Origin of the sequence: Microbacterium sediminis, from assembly GCF_004564075.1 — a bacterium.
GTDB classification, from domain to species: Bacteria; Actinomycetota; Actinomycetes; order Actinomycetales; family Microbacteriaceae; genus Microbacterium; species Microbacterium sediminis.
In genome coordinates this window covers 2334902-2350331 of record NZ_CP038256.1, presented here as the reverse complement: position 1 = coordinate 2350331, position 15430 = coordinate 2334902, and the positions used below count along the sequence as shown (strand labels likewise).

18 protein-coding genes are annotated in these 15430 nt (G+C 71.6%); 12 read left to right on the top strand and 6 right to left on the bottom strand.

Going from position 1 to position 15430, the window contains the following annotated elements; genetic code table 11:
• Window positions 1-34: 34 nt before the first annotated feature.
• From E3O41_RS11235 to E3O41_RS11225, 3 genes are all read left to right on the top strand, one after another.
• Window positions 35-451, top strand: coding sequence for an ArsR/SmtB family transcription factor (locus E3O41_RS11235; protein ID WP_067024603.1), 417 nt, complete (start codon window positions 35-37; stop codon window positions 449-451).
• Between the two features lie 214 nt (window positions 452-665).
• On the top strand, window positions 666-2606 hold the full coding sequence (locus E3O41_RS11230; RefSeq protein ID WP_083990849.1) for a glycosyltransferase family 2 protein: 1941 nt from the start codon (window positions 666-668) through the stop codon (window positions 2604-2606).
• Window positions 2563-3756 carry a hypothetical protein gene (locus E3O41_RS11225; protein ID WP_067024600.1) on the top strand — a complete coding sequence of 398 codons (1194 nt, stop codon included), beginning with the start codon at window positions 2563-2565 and terminating at the stop codon, window positions 3754-3756. Before E3O41_RS11230 ends, E3O41_RS11225 begins: the two co-directional genes overlap by 44 nt.
• Window positions 3757-3768: 12 nt before the next feature.
• Here E3O41_RS11225 and E3O41_RS11220 read toward each other — a convergent pair whose 3' ends face one another.
• Window positions 3769-4563, bottom strand: a complete 795-nt coding sequence (locus E3O41_RS11220) for an ABC transporter permease (RefSeq protein ID WP_067024598.1) — start codon at window positions 4561-4563, stop codon at window positions 3769-3771.
• Window positions 4560-5450, bottom strand: a complete 891-nt coding sequence (locus E3O41_RS11215; protein ID WP_067025291.1) for an ATP-binding cassette domain-containing protein — start codon at window positions 5448-5450, stop codon at window positions 4560-4562. The genes E3O41_RS11220 and E3O41_RS11215 overlap by 4 nt, the downstream gene beginning before the upstream one ends.
• Before the next feature lie 115 nt (window positions 5451-5565).
• On the opposite strand from E3O41_RS11215, the gene E3O41_RS11210 reads away from it, so the two are divergent.
• The 6 genes from E3O41_RS11210 (at window position 5566) to E3O41_RS11185 (ending at window position 8044) form a co-directional block, all read left to right on the top strand.
• Window positions 5566-6513, top strand: coding sequence for a TetR/AcrR family transcriptional regulator (locus E3O41_RS11210; protein WP_067024595.1), 948 nt, complete (start codon window positions 5566-5568; stop codon window positions 6511-6513).
• Window positions 6514-6598: 85 nt separating this feature from the next.
• The gene (locus tag E3O41_RS11205; protein ID WP_135012412.1) at window positions 6599-6808 is read left to right on the top strand and encodes a helix-turn-helix domain-containing protein; all 210 of its coding nucleotides are present in this window, start codon (window positions 6599-6601) and stop codon (window positions 6806-6808) included.
• A 154-nt stretch (window positions 6809-6962) separates the two neighbouring features.
• Complete coding sequence (locus tag E3O41_RS11200; RefSeq protein ID WP_003792170.1) at window positions 6963-7061, top strand: 30S ribosomal protein bS22; 99 nt, start codon at window positions 6963-6965, stop codon at window positions 7059-7061.
• Window positions 7062-7175: 114 nt separating this feature from the next.
• Window positions 7176-7472, top strand: coding sequence for a rhodanese-like domain-containing protein (locus E3O41_RS11195; RefSeq protein ID WP_067024590.1), 297 nt, complete (start codon window positions 7176-7178; stop codon window positions 7470-7472).
• Window positions 7473-7475: 3 nt separating this feature from the next.
• Window positions 7476-7748, top strand: a complete 273-nt coding sequence (locus E3O41_RS11190; protein ID WP_067024587.1) for a glutaredoxin family protein — start codon at window positions 7476-7478, stop codon at window positions 7746-7748.
• The gene (locus E3O41_RS11185; protein ID WP_067024574.1) at window positions 7745-8044 is read left to right on the top strand and encodes a Dabb family protein; all 300 of its coding nucleotides are present in this window, start codon (window positions 7745-7747) and stop codon (window positions 8042-8044) included. The genes E3O41_RS11190 and E3O41_RS11185 overlap by 4 nt, the downstream gene beginning before the upstream one ends.
• Before the next feature lie 7 nt (window positions 8045-8051).
• Here E3O41_RS11185 and E3O41_RS11180 read toward each other — a convergent pair whose 3' ends face one another.
• Window positions 8052-8372 (bottom strand): hypothetical protein, encoded by a 321-nt coding sequence (locus E3O41_RS11180; RefSeq protein WP_067024555.1) that lies wholly within the window; start codon window positions 8370-8372, stop codon window positions 8052-8054.
• A gap of 156 nt (window positions 8373-8528) precedes the next feature.
• On the opposite strand from E3O41_RS11180, the gene E3O41_RS11175 reads away from it, so the two are divergent.
• A complete protein-coding gene (locus E3O41_RS11175; protein WP_067024545.1) occupies window positions 8529-10046 on the top strand; it encodes a molybdopterin-dependent oxidoreductase in 1518 nt (505 codons plus the stop codon).
• Between the two features lie 117 nt (window positions 10047-10163).
• Here E3O41_RS11175 and E3O41_RS11170 read toward each other — a convergent pair whose 3' ends face one another.
• Entirely contained in the window at window positions 10164-11126 is a 963-nt protein-coding gene (locus E3O41_RS11170; protein ID WP_067024528.1) for an epimerase, read from the bottom strand.
• Between the two features lie 218 nt (window positions 11127-11344).
• The gene (gene aspS / locus E3O41_RS11165) at window positions 11345-13120 is read right to left on the bottom strand and encodes an aspartate--tRNA ligase (RefSeq protein WP_135012410.1); all 1776 of its coding nucleotides are present in this window, start codon (window positions 13118-13120) and stop codon (window positions 11345-11347) included.
• Window positions 13121-13222: 102 nt separating this feature from the next.
• On the opposite strand from aspS, the gene E3O41_RS11160 reads away from it, so the two are divergent.
• Window positions 13223-13909, top strand: a complete 687-nt coding sequence (locus E3O41_RS11160; RefSeq protein ID WP_067024522.1) for a hypothetical protein — start codon at window positions 13223-13225, stop codon at window positions 13907-13909.
• A 103-nt stretch (window positions 13910-14012) separates the two neighbouring features.
• Window positions 14013-14690 (top strand): DedA family protein, encoded by a 678-nt coding sequence (locus tag E3O41_RS11155; RefSeq protein ID WP_067024519.1) that lies wholly within the window; start codon window positions 14013-14015, stop codon window positions 14688-14690.
• Between the two features lie 13 nt (window positions 14691-14703).
• Here the strand turns inward: E3O41_RS11155 and E3O41_RS11150 are convergent, their stop codons facing one another.
• Window positions 14704-15429, bottom strand: coding sequence for a FadR/GntR family transcriptional regulator (locus E3O41_RS11150; RefSeq protein ID WP_067024515.1), 726 nt, complete (start codon window positions 15427-15429; stop codon window positions 14704-14706).
• Window position 15430 lies beyond the last annotated feature (1 nt).

Sequence of the window (15430 nt, the reverse complement as noted above, 5' to 3'; positions counted from 1 at the left end):
GTACTCCCGCACCGCTGCCGGTACTCTCGACCACATGGCGGACATCTTCGACGTGATCGCGGACGGCACCAGGCGCGACATCCTGCAGCTCCTGCTGCGCCGCGCGACCGACGGAGAGGACGGCACCAGCGTGTCGCAGATCGTCGTGGAGCTCGGGGTGAGCCAGCCGACCGTGTCGAAGCACCTCAAGGTGCTGCGCGAGGCGGAGCTCGTCTCGGTGCGCGAGGAGGGACAGCACCGCTACTACAGCCTCTCGACGGCCCCGCTCGAGGAGGTCGACGACTGGCTCGTGCCGTTCTTCGTCGACGAGGCCGACCTGATCGACGAGGTCGCCTCCCTCTCCGCCCCCGCGCTGCCCGAGCCCGCCGCCCGCGCCGCCGAGGCCGTGGGTCGCGCCGCCGCCTCCGCCAAGAACGTCGTGCAGTCGGCCCTCAAGCGCCTCGGCGCCTGACGCCGGTCGTCGGCCTGCGTCCCTGCTCTCGACTCCGCTTCGCTCCGGCCCTGTCGTCTCTCCACGCGTCGCATCCGCGACGCGCGGAGCCTCCGCCTCCAGGGGCCCGCCGTCTCCGTTCGCTTCGCTCAGTCGACGGGCCGTGGTCGGCACTGCTCGTCGAGCGGACGCGCGCCGCTGTTGCGGGTACCCGGCCCGCTGACACAATGGCCGCATGGCGGATGGAACGACGACGGCGGACGGGTGGGTGACGACGCGGAGCTTCGTCCCGTCCCTCGACGACGACTTCTCGTGGCTGGTCTCGAGCGGCGCCGTCACCGAGGAGCAGCTCGCCGACGCCGAGCGCCGCGCCGCCGAGGAGCACACCACCACCGCCACGATCCTCCTCAATGACGAGGTGATCCGCGAGGAGCACGTCGCCCGCGCCCGCGCCGCCGCGTGGGGCACCACCTGCATCGAGAACCTGCGCACGGAGCGGATCGATCCCGCGCTGTCGCGCCAGCGGGCGTGGCGCGAGTACATCCGCCGCGGCTGGCTGCCGGTGCGCCGTCTGGACGACGGATCGATCCTCGTGGCCACCTTCGTGCGCCCGACCGACGAGCTGCGCGCCGAGGTCGTGACCGAGCTCGGCACGAGCGATGTCACGTTCGCGGCGACGGCGCGATGGGGGTTCCGTCAGGCCGTGCTGCGCACGTTCGCCGACACGGTCGCCGACGACGCCGCGAACTCGCTCGGCCGGTCCGATCCGCTGCATTCGGCGCAGACGACCATGAGCATGCCGCAGAAGATCGGCTTCGGGATCGCCCTCGTCGCCCTCGTCGTGCTCCTGTTCCTCTGGCCGATCCCGGTGCTCGTGTGGGTGATCGGGGCGATGTCGGTGGCGTTCCTGCTCGCCACCGCGTTCAAGTTCTTCATCAGCCTGCGCGGCTCCGACCTCGTCGAGCGCATCGACGCCGAGAAGGTCGCCGCGCTCACCGACGAGGACCTGCCCGTCTACACCGTGCTCGTGCCGGTGTTCCGCGAGGCCAACATCGTCGGGCAGCTGCTGGGCAACCTCGGCCGGCTCGACTACCCCAAGCACAAGCTCGAGGTGCTCATCCTCGTCGAGGAGGAGGACGACGAGACCCAGCAGGCGATCCTCGACACCGATCCGCCCCACAACTTCCACACGATCGTCATCCCGAAGGGGCAGCCGCAGACCAAGCCGCGCGCGTGCAACGTGGGGCTGGAGGTCGCCACGGGCGAGTACCTCGTCATCTACGACGCCGAGGACCGCCCCGATCCCGATCAGCTCAAGAAGGCGGTCGTCGCCTTCCAGGACGGCGGCGAGGAGCTCGTCGTCGTGCAGGCCGCCCTGAACTACTTCAACGACAGCGAGAACGTGCTCACGCGCATGTTCACGCTCGAGTACGGCTTCTGGTTCGACTACATGCTCTCCGGGCTGGACGCCTCGCGCCTGCCGCTGCCGCTGGGCGGCACGTCGAACCACTTCCGCGTCGACGGGCTGAAGCGGCTCGGCGGCTGGGATCCCTACAACGTCACCGAGGACGCCGACCTCGGGATCCGCGCCGCGGCGCTCGGCTGGCGCGTGGGCGTGATCGACTCCGTCACGCTCGAGGAGGCCAACACCTCGATCCCCAACTTCATCCGCCAGCGCAGCCGGTGGATCAAGGGCTACATGCAGACCTCGCTCGTGCATGCCCGCAACCCCATGGTGCTCATCCGCGAGGCGGGCCTGATCCCGTTCCTCGCGTTCGCGCTGCTGATCGCGGGCACGCCGCTGACCTTCCTGGGCGTGATCCCGTCGTACCTCGCGACGATCGTGTCGGTGTGGATCCGCGACGCCCCGCTCACCGAGCTCATCCCGTACTGGGTGATGTGGACGATGCTGTTCAACTTCCTCATCGGCAACGTCCTCATGGTCTACGTCAACATGATGGGACCCTTCAAACGCGGGCAGTTCCACCTGGTGCCGTGGGCGCTGCTGAACCCCGTGTACTGGATCCTGCATTCGATTGCCGCCTACAAGGCGCTGTGGCAGCTCATCACCCGGCCGCACTACTGGGAGAAGACGCATCACGGCCTCACCACGCAGAAGGGAGGCGCGGCGGATGACGACGTCGACCGCACAGCCGCCTACGTCTCCGCGCCCTGAGGCGCTGGGGCTGCTGCCGGAGGACCCGCGGCGCACCCGCACGCGGGTGGACCCGTTCCCGTTCACCCCGTGGCTGCGGTGGCTGCTGCGCCTCCTGCTCGCGCTGCCGTACGTGGCCGCGTCGTTCGTGACGTCGGCGCTGGGTGTCTCGGCCGGGCATCCCAACGATCTCGAGGCGGAGCGCGTCGCGGCGATCGACTGGACCCGCGCCGATGTCGGCTGGGTGGCCGACCTGTACCCGCCGGTCGGCACGCTCGTGTCGACGCTCGTCACGCGCGTCATCCCGCTCGGCGAGCTCGGCCTGTCGTTGCTGGGCGCGCTCGCCGGGGGCTACTTCCTGCAGAAGATCCTCGAGGCGACCACGCAGCGCGAGCTGCGCTGGACCACGCGCCTGCTGTTCCTCGTGGGCATCGCCTACAACCCGTTCACGTTCGCGCTCGTCACCGAGGACGCGCTGCTGTTCCTCTCGATCGGGTTCTTCCTGCTGGGCACCCAGGAGCTCGTGCGGTTCCTGTACTGGTCGTCCACGCGCGATGGCTTCCGGGCCGGGAACCTGCTCATGCTGTCGGCGCTGACCGATCCGCTCGGGCTGGCGTTCGTCGTCGTGGCCGGCATCGCGGCCCTGTTCTACGTGCCGGACGACCTCGAGCGGCCGGGGCGCCGCCGCGCGAGCATGCTCGTGGCGCTGTTCCCGACCATGGGGGCCTTCTCGACGTTCCTGTTCCTCATGTGGGCGTTCGGCGGGCTCGACGTCGCGGCGATCGCGGCCACGCTCGACGGCACCGGCGACCGCTTCCTCGAGGTGATCGAGCTCGGCCGCAGCCCGCGCGGGCTGCTCCTGTTCCTCGCGACCGCGCTGGCGTGGATCCTCGCCGCCGTCGAGCGACGCGCCCGCTCGATCGTGTTCAGCATCGTGGCGATCGTCATCTACTACATCGCCATCGTGCTGGGCATCGGGGAGGACGCGACGGGGGCGGGCATCTGGCTGATGGTGTACTCGCTCGTGGCGCTGTTCGTGCGCCGCGCGCGGACCCCGGCGGCGCTCGTGACGATCACGACGGTGGCGGTGCTCGCGATCCCGATCGTCTGGGTGGCCGCCCTGCTCAACCCCACGGTCCACGCGTGGTGGGTCGCGCTTCTCGGGAGCTGAGCAGGGCGTCGGTCAGCGGCGGCCGCCGCGGCGCGTGAACAGCCACGCGCCCCAGACGGCGGCGACGGCGAGGATGCCCACGCACCACACCACGGCCCACAGCGGGTACAGACCCACGTCGGTGCCGTGCAGCAGCCCGCGGATCGACTCGATCACCGGGGTGACCGGCGACCACTCGGCGGCCACCCGGAGCCAGTCCGGCATCGTCTCGACCGGCACGAACGCGCTCGAGATGTACGGCAGGAACAGCAGGATGAAGCCGTAGCCGCTGGCGGCCTCGGCGGAGCCGGCCGCGAGGCCGATCGAGGCGAACAGGTAGGTGATCGCGAGGATCCACAGCGCGACGATCGCGATGGCGCCGATCCAGCCGGCGATGCCGGCGGAGGGGCGGAACCCGATGAGCAGGGCCACGGCGATCACCACGCCGGTGGCGACGAGGTTGCGCGCGAGGCTCGCCACGACGTGCCCGGTGAGCACGGCGCCCGCGCGCAGCGGCATGGTGCGGAACCGATCGATGATCCCGCCCTGCATGTCGTGGGCGACGAAGGTCGCGGTCGTCGCGGCGCCGAACCCCGCGCAGGTGAGGATCGTGCCCGGCACGATGTAGTTGACGTAGTCGCCCGTGCGATCGATCGCGCCGCCGAAGACGTACGTGAGCATGAGCATGAGCACGACCGGCAGCATGATCGACATGAGCAGCGACTCGACGTCGCGCATCGAGTGGCGAAGGCTCCGGCCGATGAAGATGCGTTCGGCGGCGAGCCCGCGCAGGCGGGGACGGACGGCGGTGGCGGTGGCGGTGCTCATGCGTGCTCCTTCTGGGCGGTGACGGCCGGTCGGTCGGTGAGGGAGAGGAAGACGTCGTCGAGGGTGGGGCGGCGCAGGGTCACCAGGCCATCCGCGCCCTCGGCGTCGAGCGCATCGATCGCGGTGCGCAGGCCGGGCAGCGTGCCGTCGGTGGGGATCGCGCGCAGCAGGGCGCCCGCCGCGTCGCGCAGCTCGACGGTCTCGCCGCCCACGCGGGCCTTGAGCTCCGCGGCGGTGCCGAGCGCGACGATCCGGCCGTCGTGCAGCACGGCGATGCGGTCGGCGAGTTCGTCGGCCTCCTCGAGGTACTGCGTGGTGAGGAACACCGTCGTGCCGGAGTCCGCCAGCGAGCGGATGACGTCCCACAGCTCGCGCCGGCTGCGGATGTCGAGCCCCGTCGTCGGCTCGTCGAGGAAGAGCACCTGCGGCTGGACGACGAAGCTCAGCGCCAGGTCGAGGCGCCGGCGCATCCCGCCCGAGAACGTCGCGACGCGTCGGCGGGCGGCCTCGGCCAGCCCGAACCGCGCCAGCAGCTCATCGGCGCGGGCCGTCGCGTCGGCGCGGCGCAGACCCGACAGGCGCCCGAACATCACGAGGTTCTCGCGCGCGGTCAGGCGCTCGTCCACGGCCGCCGACTGGCCGGTGAGCGCGATGCGCTGGGTGACGGCGCCGGGCGAGCCCAGCGCGTCGTGCCCCGCGACGCGGACCGAGCCGGCGTCGGGGCGGGTGAGGGTGGTGAGGATCTGGATGGTGGTGGTCTTCCCGGCGCCGTTGGGGCCGAGCAGCGCGAAGATCTCGCCGTGCTCGACGCGCAGGTCGATGCCGTCAAGCACCGTCTGTGCGCCGAAGGCCTGGCGGAGCCCGCGGACGTCGATGACTGCTGACATGGTCATCCCTTCTGTGTATGAGCGAAACTGTTTATGACGCTAACACACTGTTTACGGCGTAAACAAGAACTAGACTGGGCGACGGACCGCGCGCGGCGGTCGGAAGGGGGCGTCCGTGACGGATCAGGAGCCGGTCGAGCTGCCGAGGGGCGTGGCCCTCGCCTGGGGCGTGGCGGCCAACCCGCAGCGGGGCCCGAAGCGCGAGATGAGCGTGGAGTCGATCGTCGAGGCGGCCGTCGAGATCGCTGACGCCGAGGGCCTCGGCGCCGTGTCGATGGCCGCGGTCGCCAAGAAGCTGGGCTTCACCCCGATGTCGCTCTACCGCTACGTCAGCGCCAAGGACGACCTGCTGCTGCTCATGCAGGAGGAGGGCACCGGCCTGCCCAGCGGTGCGCACCGCGAGGTCGACGGCTGGCGCGAGAAGCTGCGGGTGCTGTTCCGCGAGCAAGTGGGGATCTACGTACGCCATCCCTGGCTGCTGTCGATCCCGATCACGGGATCGCCCGTGACACCCAACAGCTCGGCCTGGATCGACGAGGGCCTTGCCGCCCTCGACGGCACGCCGCTGCTGCCCGAGGAGCGCATGGCCGCCGTCCTCGCCGTCACCGGTCAGGCGCGGTGGAACGGCATCGTGCTCTCCGGCTACGCCGAGACCGCCCGCAGCTCGGGCCGCAGCGATGCCGAGGTCGCGGCGCAAGAGCAGGCGTTCTACGAGGCCGTGATCACCGCCGAGGCCTACCCGCACCTGCGCGCCGTGGTCGACGCCGGCGTGTTCACCTCGCCGTACGACCCGTTCGGCTGGGGCTTCGAGCGCACGCTCGACGGCATCGAGGCCTACATCGCCGGCCTCGACCGCGGCGAGCCCCACCGCCTCGGGGACGACTGGGCCGCGCCGGACGACCTCGACGTCGCCGAGGACAAGCGCTATCGCGCGGCGGCCAAGGCATCGGCCGAGGCGCGCAAGGCGCTGCTGCAGGCCGAGAAGGCGCTGCGCCAGGCCCGCAAGGCCCAGCGTCAGGCGCTCGCCGAGGCGCGCGAGCGGATGGCCCGCGGCGCGCGCTGACGTCACACCAACCCCACGGGTTTACACGCATCGCTCCCTCCCCCTAAAGTGAGGGGATCGAAAGACAAGAGGGGGACCCGCGGACATGGCCCAGCTGCCTGATGTGCGCTTTCTGACGGTGGCCGAGGTCGCCGACATCATGCGCGTGTCGAAGATGACGGTGTACCGCCTGGTGCACTCCGGCGAGCTCCCCGCCGTGCGCTTCGGGCGCAGCTACCGCGTGCCCGAGACGGCCGTGACCGCCGCCCTCGAGCAGCCCTTCGTCGCCGACCAGCGCATCGCCGACGCCGGCTGAGTCACCGGCCGGTGCGAGCCGCCGGCTGGATGCGAGCCGAATTCGTCACGCGCCCCATGCGTTAGGATGTTCCGAAGGCACTTTTCTGCCGTGCCCTTTGGGCGCCGGCACCATGTGGTGCCGTGCATCCAGCCACTGACATAGCGAGGTATTCGTGGGTTCTGTCATCAAGAAGCGCCGCAAGCGCATGGCGAAGAAGAAGCACCGCAAGCTGCTTCGCAAGACTCGCCACCAGCGCCGCAACAAGAAGTAAGCGGCACGTGCCATGAGCGCCGGCTCCGTCTCTGGACGGGTCGGCGTTTCTGGTCTCCGCGCCCGTGTGCCCCGTCGGCACCCGAAGGCCTGCGCCACCTGACAGGATGGACCCATGAAGGAGATCACGGTTCAGGAGCTTCACGATGCCGCCGGCGACAAGCCGCTCATCGATGTGCGCGAGATCGACGAGTTCGCGGCGGGACACGTTCCGGGCGCGGTGAACATCCCGCTCTCCGAGCTGGGGGAGCGCCTGCACGAGCTGCCGGCCGAGCCCTTCGACATCATCTGCCAGGGCGGCGTCCGCTCGGCGCGCGCCTGCGAGGCGCTGGAGCCGCTCGGGCATGAGGTCACCAACGTGCAGGGCGGCACCGGGGCGTGGGTCTCGGCCGGATACGAGGTGGAGCGGTAACACGTGACCGCTCTCACCCTCATCTCCAAGCCCGACTGCCACCTCTGCGACGTGGCGCGCGAGGTCGTCGAGCAGACGCTCGCGACCCTGCCCGATGAGGTCGCCGACGCGGTCGAGGTCACCGAGCTGTCGATCCTCGACGACGAGGAGCTCTCCGCCCAGTGGTGGGAGAAGATCCCGGTCGTCCTCATCGACGGGCGGCTGCACGGCCATTGGCGCATCGCCCCCGATCGCCTCAGGAACGCCCTGGAATCCGCTTCGAAGGAGCACGCATGATCCGCCACATCGTCATGGTCACCGTGAACGGCCAGACCCAGGATGAGAAGAACCAGCAGACGCTGAAGGCGGCGACGATGCTCGAGGGCCTCGTGGGCGTCGTGCCGGGCCTGCGCAAGATGAGCGTCTTCGCCAACGTCGTCGACGCCCCCGGCAACTCCGACTTCGTGCTCGTGGCCGACTTCGACGACGAGCGGGCCCTGGCGGACTACCAGACCCACCCGGCGCACGTCGAAGCGCTCGAGTACATCGGCACGATCAAGGTGGACCGCGCCGCGATCGACATCGACCTCTGAGCCCGGCTCAGAAGGAGCCGAGCATCGGCAGGATCGCGATCGCCAGCAGGAAGATCGTCAGCCAGCCGAGCACGCTGGGGAACACCGGGCGCCGCGCCCGCGATGCCTTGGTCAGCGCGACGACGGCCAGGATGAGCCAGATCCACCCGGTGAACAGCAGGAAGAACATCGGCAGGAGCCCCGCCATCGCCTCGGGCCCGTCCGAGGTGAAGTGGATGAGCAGCATCAGGCCCACGGGCATCCCCGCTCCCAGGAGGGCGATCCAGCCGAAGATCAGCGCCGAGTCGCGCGCGGGATCCGCCGGGCGCTGAGTTCCGCTGTCGTTCACGAGCGTCATGCTCGCGAGCGCTCGTGCCGCGGGGGCCCTGCGATTCCGCGCAGATCGGCGATTCGGCGCAGCGGGCGGGGGCCCGGCGTGCGCGGGAACGCAGATCTGCGCCGAATGACCGGCGCGCGGCCGCCGGAATGCGCGGATGATGGGGGCATGACGAACGCCGACCGACCCGGGCGCGGCGCGGCGGCCTGGGCCGGCGTGGCCGCGGCGCTGCTCGGCGTCGGGGCGGGGGAGCTCGCGGCGGCGCTGTTCGCGCCCGCCTCGCGCCCGCTCGCGGTGGTGGGCGCGGCGGTGATCGACCTGGCGCCGACGTGGGCGAAGGACCTGGCGATCGCGTGGTTCGGCACCGCCGACAAGGTCGCGCTGCTGGTGCTCATCGGCCTCGCGGTGGCGGGGATCGCGGCCCTGGCCGGCATCGCGCAGCGCGCTCGGCCGCCCTGGGGAGCCGCCGTGCTGGCGGGACTCGGCCTCGTCGGGGCGGTCGCGGCCACGACCCGCGCGAACGCCGGGCTGCTGTCGCCGGTGCCGTCGGCGATCGCGGCGGTGGTGGCCGCCGTCGCCGTCAGGCTCCTCCTGCGCCCCCGAGCCGGGGCCGCGGCGCCTGGGCTCACGCGCCGCGGGTTCCTCGTCGCGAGCGTCGCCGCGGCCGTGGTGGGCGCGGCTGCGGCCGGGTTCTCCACCGTGCGCCAGGCGACCGTGCGATCGATCCAGGCGATCCGCGACGCCGTGACCCTGCCGAACGCGGCGCGCACCGCGACCATCCCGCCGACCGCCGAGCTCGGCGTGCCGGGGCTCGCGTCGGTGGTGACGCCCAACGCCGACTTCTACCGCATCGACACGGCGCTCGTCGTGCCCGAGATCGACCCGGCGCAGTGGCGGCTGCGGATCCACGGGCTCGTCGAGCAGGAGATCGTGCTCGGCTGGGACGAGCTGCTCGCGCTGCCGATGCGGGAGTCGGCGATCACGCTCGCCTGCGTCTCGAACTACGTCGGCGGCGACCTGGTGGGCAACGCCGTGTGGCTCGGGCATCCGATCCGCGAGCTGCTCGCGCGCGCCCGGCCGCGGGCGGGGGCCGACATGGTGCTGTCCACCTCGCAGGACGGCTTCACCGCGGGCACGCCGCTGGAGGCGCTCACCGACGATCGCGACGCCCTCCTCGCGATCGGCATGAACGGCGAGCCGCTGCCGCTCGAGCACGGCTTCCCCGTGCGGATGGTGGTGCCCGGCCTGTACGGCTACGTCTCGGCGACGAAGTGGGTCGTGGACCTCGAGGTGACGCGCTTCGACCGCGCCCGGGCGTACTGGACCGGGCGCGGCTGGTCCGAGCGCGGGCCGATCAAGCTGCAGTCGCGGATCGACGTGCCGCGGCAGGGCGATGTCGCCGCCGGTCCGCTCCGCGTCGCCGGCGTGGCGTGGCACCCGCACACCGGCGTCGCGGCGGTGCAGGTGCAGGTCGACGACGGCCCGTGGCGGGAGGCGGACCTCGCGCGGGCGATCTCCGACGACACCTGGGTGCAATGGACGGTCACGGTCGACGCGCGGCCGGGCGAGCACACGATCCGCTGCCGCGCCGTGAGCGCCGACGGCGAGGTGCAGACCGCGGCGACGGCCCCTCCCGCGCCCGACGGCGCCACCGGCCGCCACGCCGTGCGCGTCAGCGCGCGGTGACCCGCCGACCCGACGCGAGGGGAATCGCCCGAGGCGAGGGCGATCCCCGGCATTCCGACCTCATCTCGCGCGATCTCCCTCGGCTCGAGCGGTCGAGCGCTCGAGCCCGTGGCGCGGTCAGCGGGAGGCGAGCTCGCGCAGCACCTCGTCGAGGTCGGTACGCCGGAAGCGGTAGCCCGCGTCGAGCAGGCGGCGCGGGGCGACCCAGCGGCTCTTGAAGACGAGCTCCGACTCGGTGCGCATCGCCCACATCGCCGGCTCGATCATGAAGCGCCAGGCGGGGATCCCGAAGGGCGCCCGCACCGCCCGTCGGACCGCCGCCATGAGGCCGCGGTTGTCGGTGGCCTCCGGGGTGGCGAGGTTGATCGGGCCCTCGATGTCGTCGCGGTCGCGCAGGAAGCGGATGGCGCCGATGACGTCGTCGATGTGGATCCAGCTGAACTTCTGGCGGCCTCGGGTGCGGAGGGTGGCGAAGCCGTCGCGGCTCGGATCGGGGCCGATGCCGCGGTAGCGGCGGTGGCGGAACCACCAGCCGTCGAACTGCGGGCCGCCCAGCCCCAGCCGGCCCAGGCGCAGGAAGATCGCCGTCGCCGGGCCGTCGCCCAGCACGATCGTGATGCGCAGCGCGATCCGTCGGGTGCCCGGCAGCTCGCCGTCGAAGAACGCGCGCTCCCAGTTGCGGGCGACGTCGCAGGAGAAGCCCCAGCCGATCTCGCCGTCGTCCTCGCCCTGCGGGCGGTCCGTTGCGTCGCGGTAGATCGTGCCGGTGCTGGCGTTGAACCAGACCCGCGGCGGCTGCGGGGAGGCGGCGATCGCCTCGCGCAGCTCGCGCGTGGTGTCGACGCGCGAGCGCAGGATCTCGTCGCGGTTGTCGTCGGTGTAGCGGCAGTTGACCGACTTCCCGGCGAGGTTCACGACGAGCTCGGCGCCGGTGACGGCGTCGCGGATGGCCGCGGCGTCGCCCCAGCGCGCGGGACCGGATCGCCCGATCGTGCGGACCTCGTAGCCCTCGTCCTCGAGCGCCTCGCGCAGCGCGGTGCCGATGAACCCGCTCGCGCCCGCGATCACCGCCACCGTCATGGGGCGAGCCTATCCGGCGCTAAGGGTTTCGACTCCGGCGCTTCGCGGCGGAGACCCGCACTGAGCGAGCGAAGCGAGTCGAAGTGTCAACCCGTCTCGGCTCGCTCCGCTCGCTCGACGACCCGCGACTTCCGGTCGTCGAGCGGAGCGCGAAGCGCGGAGCCGAGACGGATCGAGCGGAGCGCAGCGGAGTCGAGATCCCGACCCGAGAGGCGGCCTCAGGCCTTCTCGGGGACCGCGTCGACGCCGGCCTCCTTGCGCTGCTCCGGCGTGATCGGAGCGGGCGCCTCGGTGAGCGGGTCGAACCCGCCGCCCGACTTGGGGAAGGCGATGACCTCGCGGATGGAGTCGGTCTTCGTCAGGTGCTGCAGGATGCGGTCCATGCCGAGCGCGATGCCGCCGTGCGGCGGGGCGCCGAACGCGAAGGCGTCGAGCAGGAAGCCGAACTTCTCCTGCGCCTGCTCCTGGCTGATGCCCATGACCTTGAACACACGCTCCTGGACGTCGGCGCGGTGGATGCGGATCGATCCGCCGCCGAGCTCCGATCCGTTGCAGACGATGTCGTAGGCGTACGCGAGCGCCGAGCCCGGGTCGGTGTCGAAGGTGTCCTCGAACTCGGGCTTGGGGCCGGTGAACGCGTGGTGCACGGCGGTCCACTCGCCCGCGCCGACCGCGACATCGCCCGCCGCGACCGCGTCGCCGGCCGGCTCGAACATCGGGGCGTCGACCACCCACGTGAAGGCGAACGTGTCGGGGTCCATGAGGCCCAGGCGCTTGCCGATCTCCACGCGCGCGGCGCCAAGGAGGGCGCGGGAGGCCTTGGTCGAGCCCGCGGCGAAGAACGCGCAGTCGCCCGGCTGGGCGCCGACGAGCTCGCGGAGCCCGGCCTGCTCGGCCTCGGACAGGTTCTTGGCAACGGGACCGCCGAGGGTGCCGTCCTCGTTGAAGAGCACGTAGGCGAGGCCCTTCGCGCCGCGCTGCTTGGCCCACTCCTGCCACGCGTCGAGCGTCTTGCGGGGCTGGCTCGCGCCGCCGGGCATGACGACCGCGCCGACGTACTCCGCCTGGAAGACGCGGAACGGGGTCTCGGCGAAGTACTCGGTGGCCTCGACCAGCTCCAGGCCGAAGCGCAGGTCGGGCTTGTCGGAGCCGTACTTCGCCATCGCGTCGGCGTACGTCATGCGGGGCAGCGGTGTCGGCACGTCCACGCCGATCGTCGCCCACATCGCCTTGATGACCGCCTCGGTCATCTCGATGACGTCCTCCTGGTCGACGAAGCTCATCTCGATGTCGAGCTGCGTGAACTCCGGCTGGCGGTCGGCGCGGAAGTCCTCGTCGCGGTAGCAGCGGGCCATCTGGAAGTACTTCTCCATGCCGCCGACCATGAGCAGCTGCTTGAACAGCTGCGGCGACTGCGGAAGGGCGTACCAGCTGCCGGGGTGCAGGCGCGCGGGCACGAGGAAGTCGCGGGCACCCTCCGGGGTCGAGCGCGTCATCGTGGGCGTCTCGACCTCCACGAACTCGCGCTCGTGGAGCGTGTCGCGCACGGCCTTGTACACCTGCGAGCGCAGACGGAGGTGCGAGGCCGGCCCCTGGCGGCGCAGGTCGAGGTAGCGGTACTTGAGACGCACCTCCTCGCCGATCGGATCGGCGTCGGCCAGGCCCGACGAGACCTGGAACGGCAGCGGGGCGGACTCGTTGAGCACGACGACGTCGCTCGCGATGAGCTCGACCTCGCCCGTGGGCAGGTTCGGGTTCTCGTTGCCCGCCGGGCGCTGGGACACCTCGCCGGTGACCTGCAGCACGAACTCGCTGCGCAGCGGACGCGCGACCTCCTCGTCGCGGATGACGACCTGGGCGATGCCCGAGGCGTCGCGCAGATCGATGAAGGCGACCCCGCCGTGATCGCGCCGGCGATCCACCCACCCGGTGAGGGTGACGGTCTGGCCGATGTGCTCGGCTCGCAGGGAGCCGGCGGTGTGGGTGCGGAGCACGGAGGTTCCTCCTGTAGTGCGACGGATTCCCTCAAGTCTAGGCGGCGCCGCACGGTGCGATCGGGCCTCGACCTGGCCGCCCGCCCGCGCCAGACTGGCCACATGACCTTCGCGCCCGACACCGTCGACCCCGACGTCCCGCAGCCGCCGCGCCGCGACGGCGAGCTGTTCCGCTACGTGACGCAGCCCGCGGCGCAGCGCCGCGTGATGCGCAAGTCGCTCCTCACGCTGCTGTTCACGGCGGCCCTGACGATCGCGGCGATCGTGCTGATGGTGCTCATCCCGGACGCCTGGTGGCTGTTCCTGATCTTCGCCGTCCTCGGCCTGATCGGCTCGCTCATCTGGGGTGCGATGTTCTTCGGGGCCCGCGCGGCCTCCCGGGCCACCGGCGACGACCTCATCGATCTCATCGTGCTCCCGGGCGGGTTCCTCACCCAGGGCGGGCTGTTCACTCCGTGGCAGGAGGTCTCGAAGATCGAGGTGGTCCGCACCACCGGCGCGCCCGATCCGGCGGAGCGCCGCTCGATCGGCGAGGCCGCCGGTCAGCAGATCGCGCAGGGGCTCACGCACCTCGGCGGCGCGAACATCACCGTCAACATCCACGTGCACGACGCGAAGGCGGTGGCTGCGCGCGCGGCGACGCCCTCGCAGAAGCTCGCGGTCTTCGACTCCGCCGGCTACCTGCACACCGGGCTCGGGCTGCGCCAGGCGACGGTGCTGCAGCCGCTCATCGTGCACCTGCAGCAGGAGTGCGCGCGCCGCGGCACTCCGTTCGAGCTCGCGGTCTGAGGCTCGCCCCCGGGGCCGGTTTCGGGTCTGCCCCCAGGGAACCGGCGCCCGCGCTCGATAGCCTCGACGCGGCGGATCCGCCCACCCGGACGAAAGGCCCTGCATGCGCGCGCTCGAGACGACCACCACCGGTTCAGACGGCTGGCTGGCCCAGCTGGTGCAGTGGCTCGTCGAGCTCATGGACGTGATCGGGCCGGTCGGGGCCGGCATCGCGATCGCGGCCGAGAACCTCTTCCCGCCCATCCCGAGCGAGGCGATCCTGCCGCTGGCGGGCATCGCCGCCAACCGCGGCGCCTTCCCCCTGTGGGAGGCGGTGCTGTGGGCCACGATCGGCTCCGTGGTCGGCGCCCTGGTGCTCTACGGCATCGGCGCGCTCGTCGGCGTGAAGCGCCTGGTGTGGATCGCCGACAAGGTGCCGCTGCTGCACCCCGAGGACGTGCACCGCACCGTCGCGTGGTTCGAGAAGCACGGCCCCGTGGCGGTGTTCTTCGGCCGGTTCATCCCGATCTTCCGCAGCCTCATCTCGATCCCCGCGGGCGTCGTCCGCATGCCGATCTGGAAGTTCCTGCTCTACACCGCCTCCGGCAGCCTCATCTGGAACACGATCTTCATCCTCGTCGGCTGGTTCCTGGGCGAGTCGTGGCACATCGTCGAGCAGTACATGGACCTGTTCCAGAACATCGTGATCGTCGTGGTCATCGTCGCGATCGCGGTGTTCGTGTACGTCCGCGTGCGCCAGCTGGTCAAGGCGCGCCGCGAGGGCCACGGCACCGACGCGTAGGCCTGACCCCCGGTCAGGACAGGAAGCCGCGCAGCAGGGCCTCGGTGCCCGAGAGGTGCTCGAGCATCGCGTCCTGCGCCGCGTCGGGGCGGCCCGCCATGATCGCGCCGATGATGCGCTCGTGCTGCGCGTCGGAGTGGTCGATGTTGCCCGGCAGCAGCGGGAACGTGTCCAGCCAGGCGTTCACCTGCGCGCGATTCTCGGCGACGGCGCCCGCGAGCGCCGGCATGCCCGAGGCCTGCGCGATCTGCAGGTGCAACAGGGTGTCGAGGCGGCGGTAGTCGTTGCGCGACCCGCGCACCGCGCGATGCGCGAGCTGCAGGCGCTCGGCCTGATCGGGCGGCAGGGAACGGGCGGCGGCCTCCCGCGCGGCGCCGCCCTCGAGGACGCGGCGCAACCCGAGCACGTGATCGAGCTGGGTGGCGTCGACGGCGGCAAGACCGGTGGACTGCGGCGCGTGATCGCGGACGAACGTCCCGCCGTACCGACCGCGGCGCGACTCGAGCACGCCCGCCGCGGACAGTTCGCGGATCGCCTCCCGGAGCAGGTCGCGGCTCACCCGGAGCTGCTTCGCGAGCTCGCGCTCCGGGGGGAGTGCCTGGCCGGGCGGCACGACGCCCAACCGGATGGCCTGCACGAGGCGAGCCACGGTGTCCTCGAGCTTCTGCCCCGCGCGGACGGGACGGAAGACCGTGCGCTGCACGCCGGTGTCGAGGCCCGGCTGCCGACGATCGTCCATC